Here is a 22,817-nt window from a genome sequence, read left to right as displayed (position 1 = left end):
ATAATACTTAACTAATTTATAGAGGTGAAATTTTGAGAATAAATGTAAATAACATTATTGTTTCTTTAGAGAGAAATCAAGATAAAGAGATAATAAAAGAGATAGAGAAAAGAGGAGTAAAGAGAAATAATATCAAAAGTATTATTTGGAGTAAAAGGTCTATTGATAGTAGGAAAAAATCTGATATCAAGCTTATATATAATTTAGAAGTAGAATTAGAAACTCCAGTGGATATTACAACTTTAAAAAATATCTCTCTAGCAAAAGATATAGAAAAAGCAACTAGAGAACCTATCTTATCTATTGATAAAGAGGTAGCTGTAATAGGAGCTGGTCCAGCTGGACTTTTTGCTGCTCTTAGGCTTGCTGAATATGGATTTATACCTATTGTTTTTGAAAGAGGAGAAGAGGTAGATAAAAGAGATATCACAACTGAAAACTTTGTTAAAAACTCTATCCTTAACCCTAACTCAAATATACAATTTGGAGAGGGAGGAGCAGGAACTTACTCTGATGGAAAGCTAAATACAAGAATAAAAAGTGAATATATGGATAAGATTTTTGAAACATTGGTAGAGTGTGGAGCTCCATCAAATATTTTATGGGACTATAAGCCACATGTAGGTACTGATATTTTAAAGATAGTTGTAAAAAATTTAAGAGAGAAGATAAAATCTCTTGGTGGAAAATTTTTCTTTAATCATAGATTAGAAAATATCCATATAAAAAATGGAAAGATATCAGGAATTGATATAATAAATTCCACAGGAGAAAAGGAGTATCATAGCTTTAACTCTGTAATACTTGCCATTGGACACTCAGCTAGAGATACATATAGAATGTTACATAAAAATGGAGTACAGATGGAAAGTAAGCCTTTTGCTATTGGAGCTAGAATAGAACACCCTAGATGCGATATAGATAAAATGCAATATGGAAAATTTGCTGATAATGAGTTATTAGGTTCAGCTACTTATAGTGTAACTTATAATAACAGAGCTGAGGAGAGAGGGGTATTCTCTTTCTGTATGTGTCCAGGAGGAGTTATAGTCAATGCTTCATCAGAGCTTAATACCTCTCTTGTAAATGGTATGAGCTATTCTCAAAGAGATGGAAGATTTTCCAATTCAGCTATTGTAGTAGGAGTAAAGGAAAATGATTTTGGTAGCCATCTATTTGCTGGAATGGAGTTTCAAGAAAAATTGGAGAGAAAAACTTATGAGTTAGGGCAAGGGTATGGGGCTCTATATCAAGGAGTTTTAGATTTTATGAACAATAAAAAAACTACTTATGAGATAGAGAGTAGTTATGAGATGAAAAAGACTTCATATAATCTAAATGATTTTTTCCCAGAAGTAATAGTAGATAATATGAAATCTGCCTTTGAATATTGGAGTAAAAATCCTATGTTTATTTCAAGAAATGCCAACCTTATAGCACCAGAAACTAGGACTTCTGCCCCTGTAAGAATTATAAGAGATATAAAAGGTATGTCTGTCAATGTATATGGACTATATCCAATAGGAGAGGGAGCTGGATATGCTGGTGGAATTACTAGTGCTGGTGTAGATGGAGTAAAAATTGTAGACTTAGCTTTTACAAGAGTAAAAGATTAAAATAAAAATATATGAACATTATAAAAGGGAGGGATTAAAATGAAAAATTTTAATTACAATATTCCAACTAAGGTTCTATTTGGAAGAGGAAAGGTAAATGAAGTTGGAAAAGAAGCCAAGAGATATGGAGATAAAGTACTTCTAGTTTATGGAAAAGGAAGTGTTAAGAAGAGTGGACTTTTTGATGTTGTAGTAGAAAGTTTAAAAAAATCTGGAATTCATATCTATAAGTTGCCTAATATAGATCCGAACCCTAGAATAGACTCTGTATATGCAGGAGCAGAGCTTTGTAGAAAGATGGGAATAAATCTTATTATTGCTATGGGAGGAGGAAGTGTAATAGATTGCTCTAAAGCTATTGCTGCTCAAGCTAATTATTATGGAGATGTGTGGCAAGATTTATATGTAGAACAAAAATTAAATACATTAACATCTGCTTTACCTGTGGCATCTATTCTTACATTAGCTGCTACTGGTAGTGAGATGAATGGAAACTCAGTTATCTCAAATATGCATACTAATCAAAAATTAGCAATAGGACATGATTTATTAAGACCTGTATTCTCTATATTAGACCCTGAATATACTTTTACTGTAAATCAATATCATACTGCTGCTGGAGTAGTAGATATATTGAGTCATCTATTTGAACAATATTTCACTCCAGACCAAGAAGGATATCTACAAAATCGTTTAATGGAAGCTATGATGAAAACTGTTATTGAATATGGGCCAATAGCTTACAATGAATTAGATGATTATGAAGCTAGAGCCAATCTTATGTGGACAAGTTCTCTTGCTCTAAATGGAATGGTAACATATGGAAAAGTATCTACTGATTGGGCTACACATGGAATGGAACATGAGCTAAGTGCTTTTTATGATATAACACATGGAGTGGGATTAGGAATACTTACACCATATTGGATGAAATATGTATTATCAGAAGAGAATGTACATAGATTTGTAGAGTATGGTAAAAATGTATGGAACTTAGATGGAGAAAATAATATGGAAATAGCAAATAAAGCTATTAATAAAACAAGAGAGTTTTTCTCTTCATTAGGTATTCCAAGTACCCTTAAAGAAGTGGGAATAGATGAAAGTAAATTAGATAAGATGGCAGAACAAGCTACAATGTTTGGAGCATTGGGAAGTATGAAAAAACTATATAAAGAAGATGTTTTAGCTATATATAAAATGGCTTTATAATATGAAATTACAAATTATCACAAATAATTATTAGTTAAAAAAGGAGCTGATAAAATGAATTACAATGATTATTTTGAAAGAGATGTGTCTAACATAAGCACTGAAGTGAGCAATGCCTTTGTAAGAAAAGTTATGTTAAATATGATAGGAGGATTATTTATTACTACTTTAGTTCCTATCTATGTATTTTTCTTTAATTCAGAGTTAGTTTATACTCTAGCTAGATATTTTAAATTGATAGCTTTAGCTGAGGTTGCTCTTGTATTTTTCTTAAGTTTAGGAATTAATAAGATGTCATCTGTTACTGCTAGATTTTTATTTTATGTTTATGCTTTGATGAATGGAATACTATTTTCTAGTCTAGCCTTTGTATTCCATCCCATATCTATACTATATACTTTAGGAGTTACAACTATAATGTTTATAGTAATTGGGGTATATGGTTATACTACAAAAGAGGACTTAACAAAGTATAGCAAATTTTTAATGACAGGATTAATTACTATAATTATAATCTCACTTATCAATATCTTTATTAAAGCACCTATGCTTTATTGGGTAGGAACTATACTTGGAGTAGTAATTTTTTCTGGACTAATAGCTTTTGATATCAATAGAATAAAATATATTGCCTACAACATTGCTGGTAGTGATGAAGAGATGGTAGAAAAGATGGGAATAATAGGAGCTTTAAATCTATACTTAGACTTTATCAACCTATTCCTTTATCTATTAAGAATTTTTGGAAAGAAAAGAAACTAGAGGTAGATTATGAAAAAATATCTAGGAATAATTTTTCTTTTATCCTCTTCTCTCCTTTTAGCACAAGAAAATTTTAATAATATGGGAGAGATACATAGTAAAATTCTAAGTAATAGAGGTAAAGAACAATTTAGAAAAAATATAATATTTAAAAAATTTGGTAGAGCTGGTTATAGTAACAGTAATCAATATCTTGAATACATAGGAGAGTTAGAAAATAGTTACAATAATTCCTCATCTAAATATGATGTAAAAACAAAGGGATTTATGATGGGGACAAATAGTAATCTAATTTCTAATCCAGATATATATGTTGGAGTAAGTGTTGGATATCTTAAATCTAAAATGAATTATAGTGATGAAGATGCTAGAGTGAGAACTTATGGTATAGATTACTATGTAGGGAAAAATATAGACAACTGGTTAATAATCGGAAAAGCTGGTTATACTGAAAGTAAAAATAGTTATGAAACTTATAGATATCGTACTAAAGATTATTCATTAGGAGCAGAGGGAGGATATATGTATTCTCTTGGAGAGAAAGCTATCATCTATCCTTATATCTCTTTAGATTGGAATCAATATACTATGAAAGCTCATAATAATATAAAAGATAATGATGATAGAGTTGGAAGTGGAGCTTTAGGAGTAACTTATGCTCAAGAATTTAGAGAGAAATTTTTACTAACTGCTTCTGGAGAATGGAACTACGATTTTCCTAATAGAGAGAGCATCAGACTTAACAATGGAGAAAAAATAAAAGGATTAGAAGTGGGAAGAGATGCAGGGATATTTAATATAAAACTTGGATATTATCTAGATCCTGATTTCTTAGTAAGCTTAGGGTATAGTAGTTTTTGGAATAGAGAATACTACTATGATATGTTTAGCTTGACACTATCTCACAACTTCTAATATTGACAAAGGAATATATATTTGTTATAATAAATTAACAACCCTTGGGAGGCTGCCTATATGGACTAGGTGGCTTTCTTTTTTTATTTTTTGAAAAAAATATGATATAATATAATATATTTGAATATATAGTTTAAAGGAGAAATTTATGAGAAAAAAAATATTAATTGGAAGTATTTTATTAAGTTTTTCATTATTTGGACAAGATATTTACCAAGAGAGTGTAAATAAGCTTGAAATGACAGAACTATCTAATACTTACTCTAAAGAAAAAATAGAACGTTCATTAAAAGGATATAAAAAACTTAAAAAAGAAAAATTAGAAGAACTAGCTTCAAAAGCTGTATTAGTAGATTTACAAGCTATAACAGTTGATGATTTAAATTATTCTAAAAATATAAACTTAAAATTAGAAAATTACATAAGTAATTTTAAAGATATAAGTGAAAATTCTTTAGGAAATATTTCTGATAAAAATATAATAGAAAGAATTAATAGAAAATACTCAACTTTTAAAGTGATAGAAAAAAATTCTTTGATAGATAGTTTAAACATTGCATTAGCTAAAAAACTTACAACAGGATATAATATTAAAATAAAATCTACATATGCTAATTTTAATCCTGAATTATCTTTAAGTTATGGGCATAATGGAATAAAACATGCTAATCAGCTTATTGCTCTTATGAAAAGTGAAGGATTAGATGCTAAAGTTCAGATTGAACCAAAAACTTCTGCATACCTTCATATGCCAGATTGGGGAGAACCAGCAACTCCTAATATTGTAATGGAAGATGGACAAATAGTAATTACACCTTTAGAATATGACTTACAATTTGAATTTAAAGATAAAGCTGATAAAATGAAATTTATACAACTTATTGATAAATATGCTAAAAAAGATGAGGTTGATGAGGAAAATCTTATCTACGATGCTTGGTGGCAACCATTCTTACAAACTGAAAAAATAGATGGATTTGAAAAGTTAATAGTTAATATTGCTAGTGAAGGAGAATATGAAGCATATGTTTTAACTTTACCTGAAAAATCAGATGCTCTAATAAAAGAGTTAGCTAAAAATAAAAATTTAAAATTAAAAACAAAAGAAGTTTATGTAAATCCTTCATTTTATAGATTTATGCTAGGAGAATATAAATAATAATAATAAAAGCCCAGATAAAATCTGGGACTTTTATTTTATAAATTTTTCTACCATAACATAATATTATCTTTAAAAAAAAGACCCTGTAGGGTATGAGGTCAGAATTATCTGTACTTTCTCACTAACCATACAATAATGAGAATAAGTAATACACCTAGAAGAATTACTCCACCATTCTAATAATTAAGGAGTTCAGAGAACGACTATAATTATTAAGACACAGAAGTTTATTTTCTGTGCTACCTCAAACTTATTGTTTGAATTGTTACAGTCATTTCTGTACCTCCTATTAAAATATTGGTTTCTACCTTGTTCAAGTTCAGAATAAAAGCCCCAATCGAAATTAGGGCTAATATTCTGAACTTGATAACAAATAACTTTGCAAGTTACCCATATGGGTTTCTAGGTACTTTAATTATAACAAAATAATATCAAAAAGTCAAATCCCATATACTTATGTCTTCTTCAACATCTTATCAAATTTCTCATAGTTAACCTTAACTCCATCATCTAAATCAAGATCAATTTTTAATTCAGCAATATGCTTAATCTCATTAGCATAATCTCTTAACTCTTTCAACATTGCATCTAACTCTTTTAAAGATTTTTCAGCTTGTTTCTTTTCTTTAGCAGAAGCACCATCATCAAAAGTTATTCTCTCATAAAAAGCTCTTAAGTTCTCTAGTTTATCTTGATAAGAAAGTAGATATTCAGTTCTCAACTATTTTTTCATATCTATAAATATATTAGAGCAGAGAAACCATTTTTTCAGAAACTACATATTGTTCACGATTTAAAATTAAAAAGTCAATTTTTTTATAATTTATTTCAGACAAAATTTTAGTAAAATAATCATTATCCCCTGTTACTAGACCTTTTCTTCGTTGAGTAATCTCTTCTAACTTTTTATTTTTTTCAAAAGTTTCTCTTATGTAATCTATAATAATTACCTATTTTATTAGTATTTCTACACTTTTTCAATAAAAAATCTACTTCTTCCTGCCTTAAAGATGATGCTAGATTAAAAGCTATTGAGATAGATTTATTTGAACTATTGGTAGAAAGTTTAAAAAATGATGAGATATTTGAATCTGTTTTCAAAATGGAGGAGAGAAGAAGGCAAAAATTCTTTATGAAAAACTTAAGAAAAGTTTTAATATGGAAGTTATATGCAATTATTTTAAAGAAAAATCAAAGGATAAAAATTTTGTAATTATAACAGAAGTAGGGAAAATTTTCCCACTTGTTAGAACACACGCTCTTCTAAATAATTTACAAGTTATCTTTAATGAGACAAAAGTTCTTCTATTTTTTCCAGGAAAATATACTATTACTTACTGATTTAAGAGTTTTTGGATTTAAGGATAATCACTATTACAGAGCTTTCAGGATAGATTAAAAAATAAATTTTAGATTAGAGAGATAATTTATAATATAAAAAATCCCCAGTAGAATATTACTGAGGATTTTTTATATTATTCTAATCCAATACTTCCTTAATAGTATTACTAATAGTTCTTATTAAAGGTTTTTTAGAAACTAAAGTAATCAAATCTAAAGTTGTTAAATTGTCTAGATGACGTCTTAAAGTTTGAATACTTTTTATTCCTTTTACATATTTTAATAATTCTTTATCAGGTAATGGATTTTCTTTGGCAAAAATATAGTTTTGAATATAGATAAATAATATATTACATTCAATCTCTGAAAGACTATAAGAAGTTTCTATACTATCTATATACTTCTCTGCATAGTTAAGTTTTAATATCTTATCTTTAAGCATCTGTATAATACTTTCTTGTCCATTAACAATGAAATTTAACATTCCTATTACAAAAAATGTTACTTCTCCATAATTTTTTACTTTTGAAGTATTTAAGAAAAGTTCAGCATATTTTTTTCTATCTTCAAATATAGAATAAGAAAGAGATAAACCTGTATAAATATCTACTTTTCTTGCTAAATACATAGAGAAAAGAAATCTTCCAAATCTTCCATTTCCATCATAAAATGGGTGAATATATTCAAAATAATAGTGAACAATAGAAGCTTTTAATAAAGATGGGATATCCTTTCTATTCATAAATTTAATCAAGTCGCTAATATGCTCTATTATAGTATTTTCTGAAGGGTCTCCACTATGTATATTACTAGCTCCATTTGAAACATTTATTCTCCCTTTTCTAAATAAAGTTCCATCTAATTTATTTTCTGGATTTTTTAAAATATCCTCTGAAAATATATCATCATACATTTTTCTTATCTGTTCTGGAGAATCAATGTTTTCAATATTATTTAATATAATCTGAGTATATTTATTAACAATACCAGAGTAACGAGTAGTTTTCTTTTGATCCATACTCTCATATATCTCTTTTTTTGTTGAATGTACTCCTTCAATTCCATTAGTTTTAGTAATTTCATTTGTCATAATATCATTGATACAAGCAAACTTTGCAGCAGCTGGTAACTCTGAATCTAATTCCATAATCTCCTTACTATTTAAAAATATTTTTTCTTGGAGAAGATTAATTTCGTTTATAGGTAAACAGAATAAAGAATATTGCTCTTTTACTACTCTTTCTCCTCTTAATATAGGATAAATTTTTAATTCAGTATTATAAGTACAACAATTCTCAATTCTTTTTTGATATTCCTCAACTACATTTTCTCCTTTAAAATGTAATTTTTCTAAACTTTCATATTGAGCCATTTTATAAAAACCTCCTATATTATATTTATTATTATATTATACTATAATTTAAAATATAAAAAAAGTAAATTTTAATATATTTTCTTTCTTTTTTTTATTTGGCTACTCATATTTAAACTTTAACCTTTCCTTCTTCCACTATTCTATAAATTATTTAAAAATATTTTAAAGAATAATTCTAATTTATTTATTTATTAATTTATGATATAATTAGTATAAGATACTAAGAAGAGAAATTAAGGAGAATTATTTAATGGAAAATAGAAAGATAAATAAATTTATTGGGACACACGTATCTACGTGCGTCTTTATGTGTATGTTTTTATTTTCTTCTATTTTAGAACACTCTTTATAATAATATAAAAAATAGCTCTACATTCTTGGTGTAGAGCTAAATATTTAGATAAATTTCAACTTCAAAATCATCTTTTGGAGTTTTTTTCTTTTTATATACCACTATTTTATTTACTATTATTTTAAGGATTCTATTGGCTTCTTCAATATTAGATAAATCTATTTTAGAAAAATACTCTTGTATCATTTCATTATTAGATTTTTCTACTTCTATTTCTCCAAAGCTCTTTTTTTGCTTTTCTAAGCTTATTATTCTTGCTTCTATATCTTTCTTATCTTTTAAGTATTTATCTTTTGGAATCTCATCTTCTATATAAAGTTCATAAATCTTATTTAACCTATTCTTGAATTTATTTATTGAGCTATCTATCTGTTTTATATTTACTTGTCTTTTTTTATCAATCTCAATATCGTTAAAATTCAAATCATTAATTTGTTTTTTCAAAGTATCTATTACAGCTTTCTCAAGTAAATCTCCCTTTATAGTTGCAGAACTACATTCTGGAATATCTTTATAGAAAAATTTATCAGAATATCTTAAATTATTAAGATTACAACCATAATAAAGATTTTTATCATAAGATCCTCCTCTTTTCCTTATATAGTTATTTCCACATTCTTTACATTTTAATAATCCACTAAGTAATGTTGGCTTTGTATTAGAAGCTTTTCTATTTAAGCTTTTATACATCTCTTGGACTTTTTCCCATTTATCTTCAGGAATAATAGCTTCATGCCAACCTTTTACTATAAAAGCTTCTCTATTATTTTTCTTTCTATTACTTCTAGTTCCATATCTTATATACCCTTTATAAGTAGGATTAGTTAGTATTCTCTTTACTTGTTTACTTCCCCAAGAAAACTGTAATTTATTATTAATTTGATTAAGACTATATCCATTTAAGAAATCTTCATAAATATTTTTTACTATTTCAGCTTTTTCCTCGTCAATTTCTAATCTTTTATTTACTAATTTATATCCAATAGGTGGTTTACCATTTACCCATTGTCCTTTACTAGCTTTAAAATATAATCTATCAGTTACCCTTTCAGCTGTATTATCTCTTTCAAATTGAATAAGACCTAGTCTTATATTCATAGCAAATTTTCCATCTGGAGTAGTAGTGTTATAGTTAGGTTCTCTGATTGAGATATATTCTATATTATTTTCATTTAAAAGACTAAAGAATAAAACTAGCTCTTTCATTTTTCTAGCTATACGTGAAGTTTCTAGGACTACTAATATATCAAAATCTCTTCTCCTGATATGTTTCTTTAACTCTAAATATCCTGCCCTATCATCTTTAGTTCCACTCTTTACATCTTTGAGTATTTTATATATTTCATATCCATTAGTTTTACAATAACGAATACATTCATCAGTTTGCTCTGTTAAAGATTCATTTTTATCTTGCATTATGGTAGATACTCTATTGTATATAATAACAGTCTTACTCTTTGAATCTCTCATTATCCTCTACCTCTTTTATATTAGATATTAATTTTTTTCTATAATAATCAGCTTCATAATTATCTTCATTAAAAATGACTTTTATTTTCATAGTTTCCTCCTTAATAATTATAATATTAAAAATTATTTTTTCAAATGATTAATTATTTATTTTAAGACTTTTTATATTTTTATATGATTAAGAATATGGCTTTTATTTTCCCATTTTTAATAAAATTGGGAAATTTTAAAATAATGCTTCACATTTATTATTTTCTCTATATTTATCAGCTAAAGATTTAAAATTCCTATAAAACTCTGTCTTTGATATACCTAATCTTTCTATTAAAGTTTTATTATCTATTTTATAATTTATTCTACATAGTTCTTGGAGAAGAGAGAGCCTTTTCTCCCTCTTTTTAGTACAAGCTTTATATACTATTCCTGATTTTCTAATTCTCATAATTAAGCTCCAAGTAATCTTTTGAAGAATCCTCTATGTTTTAAGCTATAGTTCTCAGCTTTTAGTTGTTCATTCTCTCTTTGAAGTCTTTGCTCTCTTTCTCTATGCTGTCTTATAAGTATTCTTAATTCATTATTTTTATCAATCCAACTTTCATTAAGGAACTGTTGTTCTGCTATTATGAAATATAATCTAGCTATTTCAACTCTATACTTATTAATTTCTCTTTTCTTTGCTTGTTTGCTCATATAACCAACTCCTAATTTTATCGAATAAAGATTTTTTCTTATTTTGAGATATGATATTTTCTTTATCTTCAGATTTAAAATTTATAGAAAAATAAACTTCGTATAATCTTCCGCTATCATTAAAATTATTAAATATTATGTAATATTCTCCAAAATCAATAGAATTAACTGCTTTTTCCAATCTATCCAAAACATCATCATCAACACTTTTTATATCTTTGTCATAGATAGATACACGAAAATTTTCTTCTACTGTTTTTATGTATTCATCTTCTATATGTTCTTTTTTATTTTTTATCTCCTCACAAATACTAGCTATAAAAAACTTTATATCAATTTCTCTATTTTTCAACTTTTCCTCTAAATACTTTTTTCTTTTCTCTTTTAAAGTCATTTATAACCACCCTAATTTTTTATATGCTTCTTTGAGTTGCTCTGGTGTAACTCCTCTATCATTCATTTCATTGACTAGAATATTTAATTTCTCAAATTCTACATCTTCAAAATAAATAGTTCCCATTATTTCAACTATTTCATTGCAATCCCAATCTATACGTTTTTCTATATAATCATAATTCAAAAATATATTATCGTCATCTTCTTTAAATTCTTTAGAAACTAAATTCTTTTTCAAAAACTCCACCAAGTCAAAAGGTTTTTTGTCCTCTTCTTCAGCAGGTAGTTTAATCTCGTTCCAAAATAGTGTAGGGTTAGCATCTTTTTTTTCAGCTCTACCATCAGGAAAATACCATTGGTCATAGCCATTATCAAACTTAACTTGGAAAAACCAATGAACATATCCTTCTGAAAAATCAGTAACTGTTCCCCAACCATGTTGAACACTCCAAACTCTGTTATTTTCTTTTACATTATCAAACTTAGCCATTAATATTCCCCCTTAATAACCTTTCCTTTGAATACTTCCCAGTTTTGTTCTCTAATTCTTATTCTATTTCTTACAGCAAATATCCAAGTTCCAGCCATAAAATATATTGATATATTATTATCAAATCTACATCCTCTTTTCTTTTTCAAGATATTATTTCTATACTTTTCTAAGTTATCTATATTAAATTTCACTCTATTTCCTCCAATAAAAAAATCCCCAGTAAATTAATACTGAGGATTAATAGTTATTCTTCTTCTATTTTTTCTATTTTAGGTATATCAACTTTAACTATTGGAACTTCAACTTCTATTTTAGGTACTTCAACATCAATTTTTGGAATTTTATTATACATCTTGACAAATATAAATCTTTCCATTAACTCTATAAATTTCCATGTGATTAGTTAGTCCTGTTTTATCAAGTAATTGTATTTTTTCATCTAAGATAAATCTTTTTTCTAAAATTTCTCTTTTAATAGCATTTGCTTTAGCTTTTAATTGAGTAATATCATTTTCAAAATTGTCAGCATATAAAGCAATAGAAAGTTGTTCTTTTTTCTTAAGTTCCTTTTCCATTTCATTAAATCTATTGATATAAGCAAGTTTAAAATCTTGATACCCTTGAATGTTAAACATATAAAGTATGAAACCATCTTTTGTAAGTAAATATTCTTTATACTCTCTTTTTTGTCCTTGAGTTCTATAAAAGCTAGGAATAATCAGAGAACCCACATTTGGGGTTTCTAAAATTTTTTCTAAATCTCTGATAACGTGGTCATGTCTTTTTTCTAACTCTTTAGCTATTACTCTACTACTCACTACTAAACCATACTTATTGTTCTCTTGAATAGTTATATTCATTACTTAGCACCTCCAACTTTAAAAGCTATCTCAAGTGCTAAGTCATAGCTTTCTACATAGAATGGTTTACTAATTCCTTTTAGAACCACTTTAAATAGTCCATTTTCATCTCTTACAATTCTCATAACTGTATCCTCCTAAAAACATTTGATTTTATGGAGTTAATGCAGTATAATATGATTGCTGAGGTCATATTATATGGCATAACCCTGTTTTGAGATTAACGTCTTGAACGGGGTTTTATTATTTGGCTTTCTTTACTATTATTTGCTCATTTTTTTCATCAAATATAACTATTATTTCTCTTTCTTCTTGAGTTATATTTAATTTATCACACCATACTTTAGGTAAAGCAGTTCTTGGTGTAAAATTACCAGCTCCAGATTTAGTAAAGGTAACCTTCAACCTACGTTCTTCTATTTTTAACACCTCCTCACAACATAACGTTAATCATAAATTAATATTAACATACCAACGTAATGTTGTCAAGTAATTTTTATTATACTCCACTAACTCCATAAATTTGTTTTTAGGTAAATAAAAACCTCAGAGTTATTTTTCTGAGGTTTAATTGCATTATTTAAAATAAATCACTATGAGTTCCTGTTCTTGATAAAGTTAGGATTAATTTATTTTTTTCAATTTTATATATTAATAACCAATCAGGACGAATATGGCACTCCATGTATCCTACATAATTTCCAATTAATTGATGATTTCTATACTTAGCTGGTAACACTTCTTCATTTGCTAATTTTTCAACGACTTCTTGAAGAAGCTTGAGATTATATCCCCTTTTTTTAAAAGTTTATAATCTTTATCAAAAGCACTAGTAGTTATGATTTCTAACATTAACTTTAATCCTCCTTATCAAGAGCATCAAAAAGTTCTTTGGTATTTTTATAAGTAGGACGTTTTACTTTTCCATTGATAATATCTTCTGTTTCTTGAATAGCTTTTATAGTTTCAACATTATAGTTTTCTATTCTTGCCTCAAATGGTAATCCACCTGTTCTAAGCATAGATTTGACAAACATATTAAAAGCTGTTGACATATTTAAACCTAACTCATTACATAACTCATTAAAGGCTTTTTTATCTTCATCATCTAATCTTACATTAATAACTGATACTCCCATTTTCAAACCTCCTTAATATCTTTTATATATTAATTATACATATAATAGATAATAAAGTCAAGGTTATTATTTTCCTCAGTATTATTTACTTGCCAATGTCCAATACTCTTCTTATACTAATCTAGCTTGTACCTGTGTAATATGTAGATACTTACTACCAACTCTCTTTTTAATCTCAAGCCTATTTCCCCATTTTTCTATTAAACTTGGAATCATAGCTCTAAATCTTCCTCTAGTATGAAAGTTTTCTCTCATTACTATATATACACAAGGCTCTCCTTCATACTCTCCAAGTTCTCTTACTTCTGCTATATATTGAGGTTTAAGTTCATGGTCATATTTAAAACTAGTCTTTTTAATATCATTCAACATATTAATCCTCCTATAAGGAAGAGGGAGAACTCCCTCTATCCATTAATAGCTATTTCTTTAAGTTCATTGTATTGTTCCATATTAATATCATCTAAAGTAGATACCCCATAAAGCTCTTTAGCTTTTTTAGTTATATCTATTCCACTTGCTTGTGATATAGTCATAAGTGTTTGCATGTCCTCTGTTGTAGGCTTTTCTTCAACTATTACTCCATCTTCATCATAGTTTATTATATTTTCATCAATATATTCAGAAGTTACCTCATTAGTTTTTTCATCTAATTTATGAATTTGTTCATCTTTTCTAAGATTTTCTATCATTTCTACTGATATAGGTAACCATTTTAACATTTTCTTAGTAACAGTCTTTAAAGACATTTCCTCAAAGTTCTTATTCCAAATCTCATTTTTAAAGTTCCCTTTTCTATATTTTTCTTCATGCTCTATTACTTCTTTTTTAGTCATATATTCAAAAGCTCTAGTTCCATCTTTTAAAATAGCTACTGAATAGAATCCAACTATCTCTCCTCTTCCCTCTGGATTAGTAAAGGCTGGTTTATGTTTTAGAGTTCTATCTAATCCATACTCTATATCAAACTCATCATTTGAATAGACTGTGTATGCATAAATATCACTTAGTTGGCCAGTTCTTCTAAGTAGTTCTATCATTCCCTTATATCCAAGTTGGAATTGACATTCTATTGTGCCTAGCTTATTATTTTTAAATGGTATTAAATAACATTGTCCAAGAACTCCAGGTTCTAATCCTAGTTGTGCTATTGTCATCAAGCTACCTAATAAGCTTTCAGCATTACATTCAGCTAATTTAGGATTTTGTCTTATAGTTGTAATAGCTATTCTTGTGAATCTTTCACTATTTAGGTGTTTAGGAAGAGCAGCAGCAAACTGTTTCTCTCCAGCTTTTATAATTTCATATATTGTTTTATTTGGTTTTTTCTCTGTTACTGCTCCATTAGATCCTTTTACTAATGAGTTAGTTGCTCTCTTTGTTTCTGCCATTTTAATTTTCCTCCTGCACTTTTTCTTAATTAAAAATTAATACTTAGAGTATAATTTATATAGTCTAAATTGACTTTTTCTTATTATTTTGGTATACTATTAATATAAGGTACCTAGCCCGTAGGACTTATAACTGAAGTGTTATTAAAAATGTTGATGAAATAGGCTCTCACTCCGCCGTGGGAGCTTATTTCATGTCTATAAGGTGTCAACAGCCTTGTAGATATGAGAATATAACACTTCAGGAGGTTGAGGAAATGAACATAATTATTTCCAATCCTATTATCAACTTTGATGGCGGGACTATTTTTTTAATTGGAATAGTTTTCATTGTTGTAATTTGGATTAAACATCATAAGTAATTCCTTACCTCATACCCTACGGGGTCTTTTTTTATTATTGATTTTAAGCCACCTCTTTATTTTTCTTTGTATTTTTAGTAATCTTTATGTACTTACTCTCTTTTGATGTAGAATATCTCTTCTCAACTTCTTTATATTGTGCTACTAATTCTGGATTTTCTTTCTCCATTAGTTTCTTATCTACTGAATTTCTAGCTTGAGTTGTTATAGTAAACTTATAATCACTACTTATAGCTTTATTGCAATGATTATTGTTAAGCTCTAATATTATCTCTTGTTTCTTTAACTCTAGTTGTTGCTCCAAGTTCTTTATCTGTTCATCTAAAGCTTTTATCTCCTCTGCTTTAGCATTTAATTCATTAAGTTCTATAACTTCTTCATTCTCTTTATCTGCTTTTTCTAATAAATACTTAGAATAACTATCACTTCCATCTAACATTGGTGGAACTTTTTTCATTACATGATTTTTCCAAAAGTCTGTTGCTTTTTCCTGGATATAATCTATATCTTCAAGACTTCTTTCTATGTAAAATTCTTTATAGTCATTTCCACCTACTAGACAAGCTATATAAGCAAAGTTTAATCCTGTAACATATAAATAATGTTGTACTTGAGCATAATATGATTGAGGAACTGTATCTCCTGTCCATTCATCTTTGTTATATGCTGAAGTAGTTTTTAACTCTAATACTCCATATCTATCTTTTACAGGGTCATAAACCATTCCATCTACATTGGCCACACATACTCCTCTTTGTATAGTGTATGGAACTTTATAGCATTTCATATTTGAGTGTCTTTCTTGAAATTCTTCAAATACTACTTTCTCTAATTTATGGCCAAAGTGAGTAAATCTATTTCCATCTTGTTTTTTACCCTCTGTTTTGTCTATGTAAATATCTATAGCTGACTTATATTTGTTTACTCCTAAGATAGCTCCAATATCAGAGCCACCTATTCCTATTCCTCTTAATTCATGCCATTTTTCTTGATTTTCATATTCAAAGATTTTAACTATTGGAGGAACTATCTCTTTTAAATCTTCTTTTGATAACTCTTTCTTTTCAGATTTAACTTTATTGACTAATTCCTCTAATTCAGCTTTTTTTAACTTGCTATATCCTTTTAACCCTAATTCTTTAGCTTTTTCTTTTAACTCTTTTACAGTCATCAAGACCACCTCTTTTTAAGTTTTAGAAGCAACTTCCAAAGTTTTTGGAAGCTACCCTTAAAACTTAAATTATTTTTCCATCATTACTCCAATAAACCACATAAAAGCACTTACTAGAATTATTTCAATTATTCCTATCATCTTTACCCCTTAACAAGCTATTTGTTCCCATTTTTTTGCTATTTCATTCTCTTCTTTATATTCTTTACTATGACTTTCTTTCTCTTCTTCAATTCATCTTGTAATAGTTCTTATTGCTTTGTCTAAAACCTCTTCCCAAGTATTAGCTTGGTATCTATCTCCCATTACATATACTGTTGGTTTTCCCTCCTCAACTGTTAAATTAATATCTTCATCTGAACTTTGGTTATACTCTCTTGATAAAAATATTAAGCTTGTTATTTTAGATTCCATTCTTTCTCTTCCTCCTCATCTTCCTCATAACTTAAAGCAGTCTTAAATGTATCAAACTCTTTTATAAATATTCCAATTATTCCAGCAATTATTAATAAATTAACTATCATCTTTCCTCCCTAATATTTTCATTGATTTTCTTTTCTACTTCTTCCAATTCTTCTGTATCAACTTCAATCTTTGGTACTTCTACTTTGATTTCAGTAATCTCTACAATTATCTTTGGAATTTTTATCTTTTCCATTATTCCTCCCTTGACAGTTCAAGGGGAAACTTGATATAATTTTTATATGTGGATGTCAAGTTCCCACCAAGAACTTTTCATCTTGAGAGTAGTGTTCGCAGCACTACTCTTTTTTTATTTTAGTTTTTATACTTTTTTGTATAATTTTTATTTAAAAAAATAAAACATAAGGTTATTTCTAATCAAATTATACATTTTGTATAAATAAAAGTCAAGTAATTTTTTACTTTTTGTATAAAGTAGGATATAATTTAATTATAGAAATAAAATTTCTGGAGGAAATTATGTCTAATGAATTTGGAAAATACTTAAGTGATTATCTTGATAAAAATAAATACAAAATAGAAAATTTTGCAAAAGAAGTTGGATATTCCACTGGTTTGATAAGTCATTATACTACTGGAAAAAGGAGTCCGTCTTATAAATTTATTGAAGCTTTTTTCAAAAAATTTAATTTTTCCAACGAAGAAAAAGAAGAAGTTTTAAAAATTTTAGCAAGAGATAAGATGCCTGATTCTCTAAAAAAATTAAAAACTCAAATTAATAATACTCAGTCTAATGCAATTATCATAGAAGAAGAGTTTATTAATGTTCCAGTAAAAGCAAAAGCAAGTGCAGGAAATGGTTATATTAATTGTTGTGAAGATTTATATATGAAAACAATTAGAAAAAATGGATTTCATGAGCATTGTTACTTAATAGAAGTTTGTGGAAACTCTATGGAGCCATTAATTCAAGATGGAGCTTTTGTAGTAGTTGATCCCTATCAAACTGACTATATAGAAGGTAAAATTTATATAGTAAAACTAGATGAAGAAACTTTTATAAAAAGGATATATTTTAATACTGATTTAAAAATAATTATTTTAAAAAGTATAAATCCTAAATATGATGATATTTATGTTTCAAAAAATAAAGCAGAAAACTTTAAAATTATGGGTAGAGCAGTAAAATTTATTTATGAAGGAAATTTATAAATAATCTAAAGGAGATTTAAATTATGAAGAAAAAAATTAGACCTTCATCTAATATAATTGATTCAATTGGAAAAAATTTAATTATAGATGAAATATCAGCAATTGTTGAATTAATAAAAAATTCTTATGACGCAGATGCAGAAAATGTAATAATTAATCTAGAAAAAAATGGAGAAGATTTAATTATTACAATAGAAGATGATGGGCATGGAATGAGTTTAAAAACTGTAGAAGATAACTGGATGGTTCCAGCAACAAGTTATAAAAAAAATAATAAATATAGTCCATTAAAAAATAGAAGGGTTCTTGGTGAAAAAGGTCTTGGAAGGTATTCAGTAGCTATTTTAGGAAATTTCTTGAGATTAGAAACAATTAAAGATAATGAAAAAACAACTTTAGAGCTAGACTGGGACAATATAAAAAAGTATAAATATCTTGATGAAATTGAATTTGATATTAATACTCAAAAAACATGTGAGAAAAATGGAACAAAATTGATTATAAAGAAAAAAAATTATTCTATTTGGAGTGAAAATAAAAAATTAGAGTTAGAAAAAGAATTGCGAAAATTATTATCTCCTGTTACTACTTTAAAAGATACATTTAAAGTTTTTTTGTCTTTTAAAAATTTTGAAATTTATACTTCTAATGATAAAGAAACAAAGATAATAACAGAAAAAACTGAAATTTTGTCATATGATTTATTTGAATATTATGATTATAAAATAATTGCAAATATAGATGAAAATATGGTAATAAATTATTCTATTTATTCAGAAAATAACAAACTTTTAAAGCAAGAAAAAATATCAAAAGAAGAAACAGAAAAAATTTTATCTAAAGATGGTGCTAACTTTCCTGGACCTTTTAGTTTAGAATTTAGAGTTTTTAATAGAGAGCCATCAGTAATATCTTCAATGTATGAAGAGTTGAAAAAAGAAAATGAAAATCTTGGAAAAGCAGAAGTAAGAAAATTACTAAATGAACTTTCAGGTATAAGTATTTATAAAAATAGATTTAGAATAAGACCATATGGAGAGGAAAGATATGATTGGCTTGAATTAAATAAAAGAAGATATTTAAATCCAACTTTTAGAGTTAGTAATAGTCAAATAAATGGAATAATTACTTTATCTGATGAAACTTTTTTAATTGAAAAAAGTGCTCGTGATGGATTACAAGAAGATGAAAATTTTAAAGGTTTAAAAATAATTACTTTAGAAATATTATCTAAATTAGAGATAGAAAAATTCCAAAATAAAAAACAAGAAAATAAAGAAAATTCTCACGAAAATAGTTTATTTGATAATTTAGGAAAATTTGATAAATTTAGAGAAAATATGAAAAAAGTAACTTCTAATTTGTCTGAAGATACCCAAGAAAAAATAGTAAAAATAATAGATGAAAAAGAAAAAGAAGATTTAAAAAATGTAACTAAAATTCAAGATTTAATTGTAAAATATGAAAAGCATGTAACATTAGGAAAAATAGTAAATAGAATAATACATGAAGGAAGAAAACCAATAAGTTTTTTCAAAAATGGATGTAATTTTTTAAAAAGAGAAACTAAAAAATTTTTACAAACACAATCAGAAGAGTCTAGAAATAAAATTATACAAAAAACTAATGAATTTGAAGAACAGACTAATAAAATAGCTAAATTATTTAAATCAATAGAACCGTTATCAAGTCAAAGAAGACAAAATTCTAAAGAAACAAACTTAAAAGAAACAATAATGAAATCATTAGCTGTATATGAAGCAGAATTTAAAGAAGTAAAATTAGAAACTAATCTTGAAGATATTTCTGCTATAGTTGTTGATTCTGAAATTCAAACAGCTTTAACAAATATACTAGAAAATAGTTTATATTGGATGAACGAATCGGAAAAACCTAAAAAATTAATAATAAATTTATTTAAAACTAAAAATAATAAAGCAAAAATAGAAATAATAGATAGTGGCCCTGGAATTTTAGAAGACGATATAAAGTCAAAAATTATATTTGAACCTGGCTTTACTAGAAAGAATAATGGAACAGGATTAGGTTTATCAATAGCTGGAGAAGCTTTAAAAAGAAATGGATTTCAGTTACAAATCATGAATTATTCTGAAGGAGCATACTTAATAATGGAGGAAATATAAATGAGAATATTAATAATAGAAGATGATGATGAAGCATGTAAAATATATGAAGAAGAAATACAGGGATATAATGAAACGAATAATAAAAATATAACATCCATAATTAAAAAAAACAAAGAAGATGGACTTAAATCTGTAAATGAAGAAGATTTTGATGCTGTTATAGTAGATTTAAATTTAGGTAGTGGTGAAGAAGCTGGTGGAAATGAAATTATAAAAAAAATTTTTAATGAAAAAAGAGTTCCAATATATATTGTATCAGGAACACCAGATGCATATGAAGAAATTGAAGAACTTTCTGATAAAAAACTTTTATTAAGAAAAATAACTAGAGGAGAAGTAGACATTATTACTATTCTTGATGATTTGTTAAAGTTATATGACACGGGATTAACAAAGATTTTAAATAGAAAAGGAATATTAGATAAAATAATGGATGAAATATTTTTAAAATATTCGGAAAATTTAGTTACAAATCTCCAAAAAAACAATGAACTTGACTCAGTAGAAAAAGAAAATATTATGTCAAGATTTTGTGCAACAATAATAAGTGAAAAATTAAAACATTTATCACCTAAATACCATCCATGTGAAATATATTTTACTCCTCCATTAAAAAAGGAATTAACCACAGGAGATATTTTAATTGAAAAAAGCAGTGGAAAAAAAAGAATTGTTCTAACTCCTGCATGTGATTTAGAAGTAAGAGCAAATGGAAAAAGAAAAGTAGATTCTGTCTTAATTGTTGGTATAGAAAGTATAGATGATATCTATCAAAATAATAATCCTAATAATAAAGAAAAAGAAAATATAAAAAAATTATTGCAATCTAAAAATTATAAAAATTATTATGAATATTTACCAATAAACAATGAAGAAGGACAAGCAATTAATTTTAGTGATTTAGTATGTCTACCTATAACTGAAATAAATGAATATTATGACAGAGAAAGTAGCTTGAATGAAACATTTTTAAAAGAAATAATTTTTAATTTTTCTCAATATTATGGTAGACAAGGAATCCCAGAAATTCATAAATAAGAGGCTTAAAAAGCCTCTTTTATTTTTTCTGCTATTATTTTAGCCATTAATGGTGGAACTGCATTACCTATTTGAGTAAAAGCTGCAGTTCTAGAATTTTCAAAATAATAACTATCAGGAAATGTTTGAATTCTAGCAGCTTCTCTTACGGTTAGCGACCTATTTTGTCTAATATCAGGGTGTATATAATAATGTCCATCTTTAGCTATATGAGCAACCATAGTATGACTTATTCCATTTCCATTAACAACCTTAAATCTATCTAAAAATGAAGTTAAATTTTTATGACTTATTAATGAAGAAGGTAAATCCGTATATTTTAAAGTTTTCCCTTCACTGAATAAATTCACAGCTATTTTATAAATTTTTAAGTCATTTATATTATTAGGTCTAGATATATGTTGAGAAATTATATTAAAATCATCATCTAATAAATTTAATTTTGATAAAACTTCTATCTGTGGAACTATCTTTTTAAAATTAATTTTTTCTCCAGCTTTTATTTTTGGTAAATCAGCAAATAATTGATTTATAGTAATATCATTTTTTATAGTTTCAAAATTTGGATATTTAAAATTTAATTCATTTTTCCATCCTATTATAATTACTCTTTTTCTTGATTGTGGAACACCAAAATCTTTTGCATCTAATATTTTATAATCAATATTATATCCAATCTCTTTCATTTCAATTACTATTTTTTCAAATATATTATTTCCATTTTCATCTTTAGATGATAACATACCTCTTACATTTTCAAAAACAAAAAGTTTTGGTCTATAACGTTCCAAAAACTTTAAATATTGCTTATATAAATATTTTCTAGAATCACCTACCATTTTAGATTTACTAGCTGCTCTTCCTATAAGTGAATAAGCTTGACATGGTGGTCCTCCAATTATAATATCTATTTCTTTATTTCCTCTAAGAATATCTATTTTATTATAAATGTCATTAATACTTTCATCATTTATTTCTTCATTTATTACACTATCAAGTAGTTGAGAAGGAATATGAGAATATAATTTTTCTCTAGAAATTTCATCATTTAAATAACTATAGTAAATTTTTAATTGATTAGTTTGTTTTAAATAATGATATGCAATTCTTGTTTTCAAAGTTAACGAAGCAGAAAATTCTTTTTCAACATGTGCAATAATATTATATCCAGCTCTTACAAAACCTTCTGTTAGCCCCCCTGCACCCGAAAATAAATCTAGGCAATTCATATTTCCTCCTTTTTAAAAAACTATTTATCTTTATATTATACCAAGTAAATTTAAAAAAAAA

General features: G+C 26.5%; 29 protein-coding genes and 1 pseudogene. 9 read left to right on the top strand and 21 right to left on the bottom strand.

What is annotated here, in order from left to right; translation table 11 throughout:
* The first annotated feature begins 32 nt into the window (after positions 1–32).
* The 5 genes from FMAG_RS07050 (at position 33) to FMAG_RS07030 (ending at position 5,664) form a co-directional block, all read left to right on the top strand.
* Positions 33–1,616, top strand: a complete 1,584-nt coding sequence (locus FMAG_RS07050; RefSeq protein WP_005885432.1) for an NAD(P)/FAD-dependent oxidoreductase — start codon at positions 33–35, stop codon at positions 1,614–1,616.
* A gap of 39 nt (positions 1,617–1,655) precedes the next feature.
* The gene (locus FMAG_RS07045) at positions 1,656–2,828 is read left to right on the top strand and encodes an iron-containing alcohol dehydrogenase (protein WP_005885430.1); all 1,173 of its coding nucleotides are present in this window, start codon (positions 1,656–1,658) and stop codon (positions 2,826–2,828) included.
* Between the two features lie 54 nt (positions 2,829–2,882).
* Positions 2,883–3,590 (top strand): Bax inhibitor-1/YccA family protein, encoded by a 708-nt coding sequence (locus FMAG_RS07040; RefSeq protein WP_005885428.1) that lies wholly within the window; start codon positions 2,883–2,885, stop codon positions 3,588–3,590.
* Positions 3,591–3,599: 9 nt separating this feature from the next.
* Positions 3,600–4,505, top strand: coding sequence for an autotransporter outer membrane beta-barrel domain-containing protein (locus FMAG_RS07035; RefSeq protein ID WP_005885426.1), 906 nt, complete (start codon positions 3,600–3,602; stop codon positions 4,503–4,505).
* A 148-nt stretch (positions 4,506–4,653) separates the two neighbouring features.
* The gene (locus FMAG_RS07030; protein WP_005885424.1) at positions 4,654–5,664 is read left to right on the top strand and encodes a hypothetical protein; all 1,011 of its coding nucleotides are present in this window, start codon (positions 4,654–4,656) and stop codon (positions 5,662–5,664) included.
* A gap of 457 nt (positions 5,665–6,121) precedes the next feature.
* On the opposite strand, the gene FMAG_RS07025 is transcribed toward FMAG_RS07030, so the two are convergent.
* The gene (locus FMAG_RS07025) at positions 6,122–6,388 is read right to left on the bottom strand and encodes a hypothetical protein (RefSeq protein ID WP_005885421.1); all 267 of its coding nucleotides are present in this window, start codon (positions 6,386–6,388) and stop codon (positions 6,122–6,124) included.
* A 437-nt stretch (positions 6,389–6,825) separates the two neighbouring features.
* On the opposite strand from FMAG_RS07025, the gene FMAG_RS14115 reads away from it, so the two are divergent.
* Positions 6,826–7,008 carry a BREX protein BrxB domain-containing protein gene (locus FMAG_RS14115; RefSeq protein WP_050795441.1) on the top strand — a complete coding sequence of 61 codons (183 nt, stop codon included), beginning with the start codon at positions 6,826–6,828 and terminating at the stop codon, positions 7,006–7,008.
* A gap of 139 nt (positions 7,009–7,147) precedes the next feature.
* Here FMAG_RS14115 and FMAG_RS07015 read toward each other — a convergent pair whose 3' ends face one another.
* From FMAG_RS07015 to FMAG_RS13825, 19 genes and pseudogenes are all read right to left on the bottom strand, one after another.
* Positions 7,148–8,380, bottom strand: coding sequence for a Fic family protein (locus FMAG_RS07015; RefSeq protein ID WP_005885420.1), 1,233 nt, complete (start codon positions 8,378–8,380; stop codon positions 7,148–7,150).
* A 391-nt stretch (positions 8,381–8,771) separates the two neighbouring features.
* Positions 8,772–10,205 (bottom strand): recombinase family protein, encoded by a 1,434-nt coding sequence (locus FMAG_RS07010; RefSeq protein WP_005885419.1) that lies wholly within the window; start codon positions 10,203–10,205, stop codon positions 8,772–8,774.
* A gap of 226 nt (positions 10,206–10,431) precedes the next feature.
* Entirely contained in the window at positions 10,432–10,647 is a 216-nt protein-coding gene (locus FMAG_RS07005) for a hypothetical protein (protein ID WP_005885417.1), read from the bottom strand.
* 2 nt (positions 10,648–10,649) lie between these two features.
* Positions 10,650–10,895, bottom strand: coding sequence for a hypothetical protein (locus FMAG_RS07000; RefSeq protein WP_005885416.1), 246 nt, complete (start codon positions 10,893–10,895; stop codon positions 10,650–10,652).
* Entirely contained in the window at positions 10,864–11,289 is a 426-nt protein-coding gene (locus FMAG_RS06995; protein ID WP_005885414.1) for a hypothetical protein, read from the bottom strand. The genes FMAG_RS07000 and FMAG_RS06995 overlap by 32 nt, the downstream gene beginning before the upstream one ends.
* Positions 11,290–11,781 carry a hypothetical protein gene (locus FMAG_RS06990; protein ID WP_005885412.1) on the bottom strand — a complete coding sequence of 164 codons (492 nt, stop codon included), beginning with the start codon at positions 11,779–11,781 and terminating at the stop codon, positions 11,290–11,292. It abuts the gene before it with no gap.
* Positions 11,781–11,975, bottom strand: a complete 195-nt coding sequence (locus tag FMAG_RS06985; RefSeq protein WP_005885411.1) for a hypothetical protein — start codon at positions 11,973–11,975, stop codon at positions 11,781–11,783. The genes FMAG_RS06990 and FMAG_RS06985 overlap by 1 nt, the downstream gene beginning before the upstream one ends.
* Positions 11,976–12,028: 53 nt before the next feature.
* Entirely contained in the window at positions 12,029–12,160 is a 132-nt protein-coding gene (locus FMAG_RS14110) for a hypothetical protein (protein WP_261660767.1), read from the bottom strand.
* Complete coding sequence (locus FMAG_RS13595; protein WP_005885410.1) at positions 12,129–12,644, bottom strand: Rha family transcriptional regulator; 516 nt, start codon at positions 12,642–12,644, stop codon at positions 12,129–12,131. The genes FMAG_RS14110 and FMAG_RS13595 overlap by 32 nt, the downstream gene beginning before the upstream one ends.
* Entirely contained in the window at positions 12,644–12,769 is a 126-nt protein-coding gene (locus FMAG_RS14105) for a hypothetical protein (RefSeq protein WP_005885409.1), read from the bottom strand. The genes FMAG_RS13595 and FMAG_RS14105 overlap by 1 nt, the downstream gene beginning before the upstream one ends.
* Before the next feature lie 118 nt (positions 12,770–12,887).
* Positions 12,888–13,073 carry a hypothetical protein gene (locus FMAG_RS13590; protein ID WP_040493868.1) on the bottom strand — a complete coding sequence of 62 codons (186 nt, stop codon included), beginning with the start codon at positions 13,071–13,073 and terminating at the stop codon, positions 12,888–12,890.
* A 151-nt stretch (positions 13,074–13,224) separates the two neighbouring features.
* Positions 13,225–13,496: pseudogene (locus FMAG_RS13585) on the bottom strand (type II toxin-antitoxin system YafQ family toxin).
* Between the two features lie 5 nt (positions 13,497–13,501).
* Entirely contained in the window at positions 13,502–13,783 is a 282-nt protein-coding gene (locus FMAG_RS06970) for a type II toxin-antitoxin system RelB/DinJ family antitoxin (RefSeq protein WP_005885408.1), read from the bottom strand.
* A gap of 111 nt (positions 13,784–13,894) precedes the next feature.
* Positions 13,895–14,155: a hypothetical protein gene (locus tag FMAG_RS06965; RefSeq protein ID WP_005885406.1), complete on the bottom strand. Its 261-nt coding sequence runs from the start codon at positions 14,153–14,155 to the stop codon at positions 13,895–13,897.
* A 35-nt stretch (positions 14,156–14,190) separates the two neighbouring features.
* Entirely contained in the window at positions 14,191–15,174 is a 984-nt protein-coding gene (locus FMAG_RS06960) for a recombinase RecT (RefSeq protein ID WP_005885404.1), read from the bottom strand.
* Positions 15,175–15,579: 405 nt separating this feature from the next.
* Positions 15,580–16,707, bottom strand: a complete 1,128-nt coding sequence (locus FMAG_RS06955) for a lambda-exonuclease family protein (RefSeq protein ID WP_005885402.1) — start codon at positions 16,705–16,707, stop codon at positions 15,580–15,582.
* Between the two features lie 234 nt (positions 16,708–16,941).
* Positions 16,942–17,121: a hypothetical protein gene (locus FMAG_RS06950; protein WP_005885401.1), complete on the bottom strand. Its 180-nt coding sequence runs from the start codon at positions 17,119–17,121 to the stop codon at positions 16,942–16,944.
* Entirely contained in the window at positions 17,106–17,231 is a 126-nt protein-coding gene (locus FMAG_RS14100; RefSeq protein ID WP_005885400.1) for a hypothetical protein, read from the bottom strand. Before FMAG_RS14100 ends, FMAG_RS06950 begins: the two co-directional genes overlap by 16 nt.
* Positions 17,228–17,365: a hypothetical protein gene (locus FMAG_RS13825; RefSeq protein WP_005885399.1), complete on the bottom strand. Its 138-nt coding sequence runs from the start codon at positions 17,363–17,365 to the stop codon at positions 17,228–17,230. The genes FMAG_RS14100 and FMAG_RS13825 overlap by 4 nt, the downstream gene beginning before the upstream one ends.
* A gap of 284 nt (positions 17,366–17,649) precedes the next feature.
* Here FMAG_RS13825 and FMAG_RS06945 point away from each other — a divergent pair, with 284 nt between their 5' ends.
* The 3 genes from FMAG_RS06945 to FMAG_RS06935 are packed head-to-tail and all read left to right on the top strand — an operon-like array spanning position 17,650 to position 21,527.
* Positions 17,650–18,342 (top strand): LexA family transcriptional regulator, encoded by a 693-nt coding sequence (locus tag FMAG_RS06945; protein WP_005885398.1) that lies wholly within the window; start codon positions 17,650–17,652, stop codon positions 18,340–18,342.
* A 23-nt stretch (positions 18,343–18,365) separates the two neighbouring features.
* Entirely contained in the window at positions 18,366–20,486 is a 2,121-nt protein-coding gene (locus FMAG_RS06940) for an ATP-binding protein (RefSeq protein WP_005885397.1), read from the top strand.
* Positions 20,487–21,527, top strand: coding sequence for a response regulator (locus FMAG_RS06935; RefSeq protein WP_005885395.1), 1,041 nt, complete (start codon positions 20,487–20,489; stop codon positions 21,525–21,527).
* Positions 21,528–21,532: 5 nt separating this feature from the next.
* Here the strand turns inward: FMAG_RS06935 and FMAG_RS06930 are convergent, their stop codons facing one another.
* On the bottom strand, positions 21,533–22,756 hold the full coding sequence (locus FMAG_RS06930) for a DNA cytosine methyltransferase (RefSeq protein WP_005885393.1): 1,224 nt from the start codon (positions 22,754–22,756) through the stop codon (positions 21,533–21,535).
* Positions 22,757–22,817 lie beyond the last annotated feature (61 nt).

It is taken from the genome of Fusobacterium mortiferum ATCC 9817 (assembly GCF_000158195.2).
Taxonomy (GTDB): Bacteria; Fusobacteriota; Fusobacteriia; order Fusobacteriales; family Fusobacteriaceae; genus Fusobacterium_A; species Fusobacterium_A mortiferum.
Note: the sequence above shows the minus strand (reverse complement) of the source record. Positions and strands in the feature narration are given on the sequence as shown.

What these genes read in the sequence shown, in the direction of transcription:
- FMAG_RS06960 (WP_005885404.1), bottom strand. Translation starts at nt 15,174, where the DNA reads ATGGCAGAAACAAAGAGAGCAACTAACTCATTAGTAAAAGGATCTAAT.
- FMAG_RS13825 (WP_005885399.1), bottom strand. Translation starts at nt 17,365, where the DNA reads ATGGAAAAGATAAAAATTCCAAAGATAATTGTAGAGATTACTGAAATC.
- FMAG_RS14110 (WP_261660767.1), bottom strand. Translation starts at nt 12,160, where the DNA reads ATGGAAAGATTTATATTTGTCAAGATGTATAATAAAATTCCAAAAATT.
- FMAG_RS06935 (WP_005885395.1), top strand. Translation starts at nt 20,487, where the DNA reads ATGAGAATATTAATAATAGAAGATGATGATGAAGCATGTAAAATATAT.
- FMAG_RS06955 (WP_005885402.1), bottom strand. Translation starts at nt 16,707, where the DNA reads ATGACTGTAAAAGAGTTAAAAGAAAAAGCTAAAGAATTAGGGTTAAAA.
- FMAG_RS06990 (WP_005885412.1), bottom strand. Translation starts at nt 11,781, where the DNA reads ATGGCTAAGTTTGATAATGTAAAAGAAAATAACAGAGTTTGGAGTGTT.
- FMAG_RS14105 (WP_005885409.1), bottom strand. Translation starts at nt 12,769, where the DNA reads ATGAGAATTGTAAGAGATGAAAATGGACTATTTAAAGTGGTTCTAAAA.
- FMAG_RS13595 (WP_005885410.1), bottom strand. Translation starts at nt 12,644, where the DNA reads ATGAATATAACTATTCAAGAGAACAATAAGTATGGTTTAGTAGTGAGT.
- FMAG_RS14115 (WP_050795441.1), top strand. Translation starts at nt 6,826, where the DNA reads ATGGAAGTTATATGCAATTATTTTAAAGAAAAATCAAAGGATAAAAAT.
- FMAG_RS07000 (WP_005885416.1), bottom strand. Translation starts at nt 10,895, where the DNA reads ATGAGCAAACAAGCAAAGAAAAGAGAAATTAATAAGTATAGAGTTGAA.
- FMAG_RS07035 (WP_005885426.1), top strand. Translation starts at nt 3,600, where the DNA reads ATGAAAAAATATCTAGGAATAATTTTTCTTTTATCCTCTTCTCTCCTT.
- FMAG_RS07040 (WP_005885428.1), top strand. Translation starts at nt 2,883, where the DNA reads ATGAATTACAATGATTATTTTGAAAGAGATGTGTCTAACATAAGCACT.
- FMAG_RS14100 (WP_005885400.1), bottom strand. Translation starts at nt 17,231, where the DNA reads ATGATAGTTAATTTATTAATAATTGCTGGAATAATTGGAATATTTATA.
- FMAG_RS07030 (WP_005885424.1), top strand. Translation starts at nt 4,654, where the DNA reads ATGAGAAAAAAAATATTAATTGGAAGTATTTTATTAAGTTTTTCATTA.
- FMAG_RS07010 (WP_005885419.1), bottom strand. Translation starts at nt 10,205, where the DNA reads ATGAGAGATTCAAAGAGTAAGACTGTTATTATATACAATAGAGTATCT.
- FMAG_RS06970 (WP_005885408.1), bottom strand. Translation starts at nt 13,783, where the DNA reads ATGGGAGTATCAGTTATTAATGTAAGATTAGATGATGAAGATAAAAAA.
- FMAG_RS06965 (WP_005885406.1), bottom strand. Translation starts at nt 14,155, where the DNA reads ATGTTGAATGATATTAAAAAGACTAGTTTTAAATATGACCATGAACTT.
- FMAG_RS06940 (WP_005885397.1), top strand. Translation starts at nt 18,366, where the DNA reads ATGAAGAAAAAAATTAGACCTTCATCTAATATAATTGATTCAATTGGA.
- FMAG_RS07005 (WP_005885417.1), bottom strand. Translation starts at nt 10,647, where the DNA reads ATGAGAATTAGAAAATCAGGAATAGTATATAAAGCTTGTACTAAAAAG.
- FMAG_RS06995 (WP_005885414.1), bottom strand. Translation starts at nt 11,289, where the DNA reads ATGACTTTAAAAGAGAAAAGAAAAAAGTATTTAGAGGAAAAGTTGAAA.
- FMAG_RS06930 (WP_005885393.1), bottom strand. Translation starts at nt 22,756, where the DNA reads ATGAATTGCCTAGATTTATTTTCGGGTGCAGGGGGGCTAACAGAAGGT.
- FMAG_RS07015 (WP_005885420.1), bottom strand. Translation starts at nt 8,380, where the DNA reads ATGGCTCAATATGAAAGTTTAGAAAAATTACATTTTAAAGGAGAAAAT.
- FMAG_RS06945 (WP_005885398.1), top strand. Translation starts at nt 17,650, where the DNA reads ATGTCTAATGAATTTGGAAAATACTTAAGTGATTATCTTGATAAAAAT.
- FMAG_RS06950 (WP_005885401.1), bottom strand. Translation starts at nt 17,121, where the DNA reads ATGGAATCTAAAATAACAAGCTTAATATTTTTATCAAGAGAGTATAAC.
- FMAG_RS07045 (WP_005885430.1), top strand. Translation starts at nt 1,656, where the DNA reads ATGAAAAATTTTAATTACAATATTCCAACTAAGGTTCTATTTGGAAGA.